This window comes from Streptomyces sp. CC53, from assembly GCF_001865245.1.
GTDB lineage: Bacteria > Actinomycetota > Actinomycetes > Streptomycetales > Streptomycetaceae > Streptomyces.
The window spans coordinates 1994-4391 of the sequence record NZ_MKXB01000146.1 but is presented as its reverse complement, the minus strand read 5'-3'; the positions used below and the strand labels follow the sequence as shown (position 1 = coordinate 4391).

The following is a 2398-nucleotide window of genomic DNA, read 5'->3' as shown; positions in this document are numbered from 1 at the left end:
GCGGCAGCCGGTTCCGGTCCCGCCGTGCGCGGCGGCGCCCGCGCGTCGGGTGAGCCCCCCCCGCGCCCCCCGCGGCGAGGGCCGATAGCCTTTGCCCCCTTACCCGTGCGTTCCTCTCCGGGAGGGGCCGCCCGGCCGGCGTCGCTCTGGGTGCCGTCTCCGCCGGCCTGCTCGTCCTCTCCGCCTGCGATAAGCCGACGCCGCTCGCCACCGTGACGGTCGGCACCGACTCGGTGCACACCGAGGCCGCCTCCGGCTGCTACGACACCGGGGGCCTCAAGGAGTCCCAGGTCGAGAAGTGCGTCAAGGCGAAGGCCGGCGAGGTCGTCGAGGTGTCCCTGGACGACCGCATCCGCTTCGGCGTGGACCCCGAGATCGCCGAGAACGGCTGGACGCTGCTGATCAACGGCCAGCCCGCGGAGCAGGAGCCGTACAAGAAGACGTACCGCACGATCAACGCCAGCCCGTTCTTCAGCAACCCGATGGGCGGCGAGACCGCGGACAGCGTCGACGTCACCGTCCTGGAGACGGAGAAGAACAAGGCGATCGGCGTCTACCGCTTCACCTTCAAGAAGGTGTGACGCTGCGCGTCCTGGTCGTGACCGCGGTGGCGGCGGAGAGTTCCGCCGTCGGCCGCGGTCTGCTCGGTTGCGGTGCCCGGTCCTCGCGGCCGCTGCCCGGCGGGCACACGGTGACGAGCCACCTCCTCACCGGCCTGCGCCCGGCCCCCGCCGCCGACCGGGTGAACGGGGCGCAGGGCGGTCCGGTGTCCGCACCGGTCGCTGACCTCCGGCGCCCCGACGCCTCCGCCCGCGACGGGCGGGCCGGCGGCGAACCGGCCGAGAGCCCCGCCGACCGCACCGCGGGGGACGCCTCCGCGCCCGGCGGACACCGCGCTTCCGACCCCGCCGCCGACTCGGTGCCCGGCCCCTCCACCGCGCCCCCCTCCGGCCCCGCGTACGACTCCGCGGCGGGTGTGCCGGGCCGGGCGGCGGCGCTGCCCCTCTCCCGGCTGACCGGCTCCGCCGCGCCCGCCGTCGACGTGCTCGCCGCCGGGGTCGGACCGGCCGCCGCCGCCGTCGGCGCGGCCACCGCGCTGGCCACCGCGCCCTACCGGTACGACCTCGTCGTCTCCGCGGGCATCGGCGGCGGCTTCGCCCCGCACGCCCCTGTCGGGACCCTGGTCCTGTCGGACGCGATCGTCGCCGCCGACCTGGGCGCCGACACGCCCGACGGGTACCTGCCCGTCGAACAGCTCGGCTTCGGCCGCTCCGTGCACGTCCCGCCGCCCGCCCTGACCGCCCGCCTCGCCGACGCGCTGCGCACCGCGGGTACCCCGTGCCTCGTGGCGCCCGTGCTGACCGTGTCCACGGTGACCGGGACCGCGGACCGCGCCGCCGAGCTGGCCGCCCGCCATCCGCGGGCGGGCGCGGAGGCGATGGAGGGCTTCGGTGTGGCGGAGGCCGCCGCCGCGCACGGCGTGCCCGCCGTCGAGCTGCGGGCCGTCTCCAACCCCGTGGGCCCCCGCGACCGGGCCGCCTGGCGGATCCCCGAGGCCCTGGACGCGCTGCGGGCGGCGTTCGAGCCGCTGAGCACGACCGTCTTCGTGGAGGACTGAGCACCCTTGGACGTCACCCGCATCGCGTACTCCCCCTGCCCGAACGACACGTTCGTCTTCCACGCCTGGGCGCACGGGCTCGTGCCCGACGCACCCCGGCTGGACGTCACCTTCGCGGACATCGACGTCACCAATGGCATCGCCGAGCGGGACGACGACGGCCCGGACGTGCTGAAGGTGTCGTACGCGGTGCTGCCGTGGATCATGGACCGCTACGCGCTGCTGCCGTGCGGCGGGGCACTGGGCCGCGGCTGCGGCCCGCTGGTCCTCACCCGCGAACCCGGCACCGGGACCGGGGCGGACCTCGCCGGGCGGACGGTGGCGGTGCCGGGCGAGCGCTCCACGGCGTACCTGCTGTTCCGGCTGTGGGCGGCGCAGGCGGTGCCCGGGGGAGTGGGCCGGGTCGTCGTCATGCCCTTCCACGAGATCATGCCCGCGGTCCGCGACGGACGGGTGGACGCCGGGCTCGTCATCCACGAGGCGCGGTTCACGTACGGGCAGTACGGGCTGACGTGCCTGGCCGACATGGGCGCGTACTGGGAGGCCGAGACGGGGCTGCCGATCCCGCTCGGCGCGATCGTCGCCAAGCGCTCACTGGGCGCGGCGGCGCTGCGGCGGCTGGCCGACGCGGCGCGCGCGTCGGTCCGCGCGGCCTGGGCCGACCCGGCCTCGTCCCGCGACTACGTCCGCGCGCACGCCCAGGAGATGGACCCCGAGGTGGCAGCCCGGCACATCGACCTCTACGTCAACGCGTTCACGGAGGACCTCGGCGACGAGGGC

Annotated in this window: 3 protein-coding genes; all 3 read left to right on the top strand. The window is 76.4% G+C overall.

What is annotated here, in order from left to right; translation table 11 throughout:
* The first annotated feature begins 146 nt into the window (after positions 1-146).
* Complete coding sequence (locus BJP40_RS15615) at positions 147-581, top strand: DUF2771 domain-containing protein (RefSeq protein ID WP_071280891.1); 435 nt, start codon at positions 147-149, stop codon at positions 579-581.
* Between the two features lie 338 nt (positions 582-919).
* Positions 920-1618 carry a futalosine hydrolase gene (locus BJP40_RS15610; protein ID WP_079171210.1) on the top strand — a complete coding sequence of 233 codons (699 nt, stop codon included), beginning with the start codon at positions 920-922 and terminating at the stop codon, positions 1616-1618.
* A gap of 6 nt (positions 1619-1624) precedes the next feature.
* The coding region (locus BJP40_RS15605; RefSeq protein WP_071280889.1) for a 1,4-dihydroxy-6-naphthoate synthase at positions 1625-2398 on the top strand (774 nt) is incomplete at its 3' end.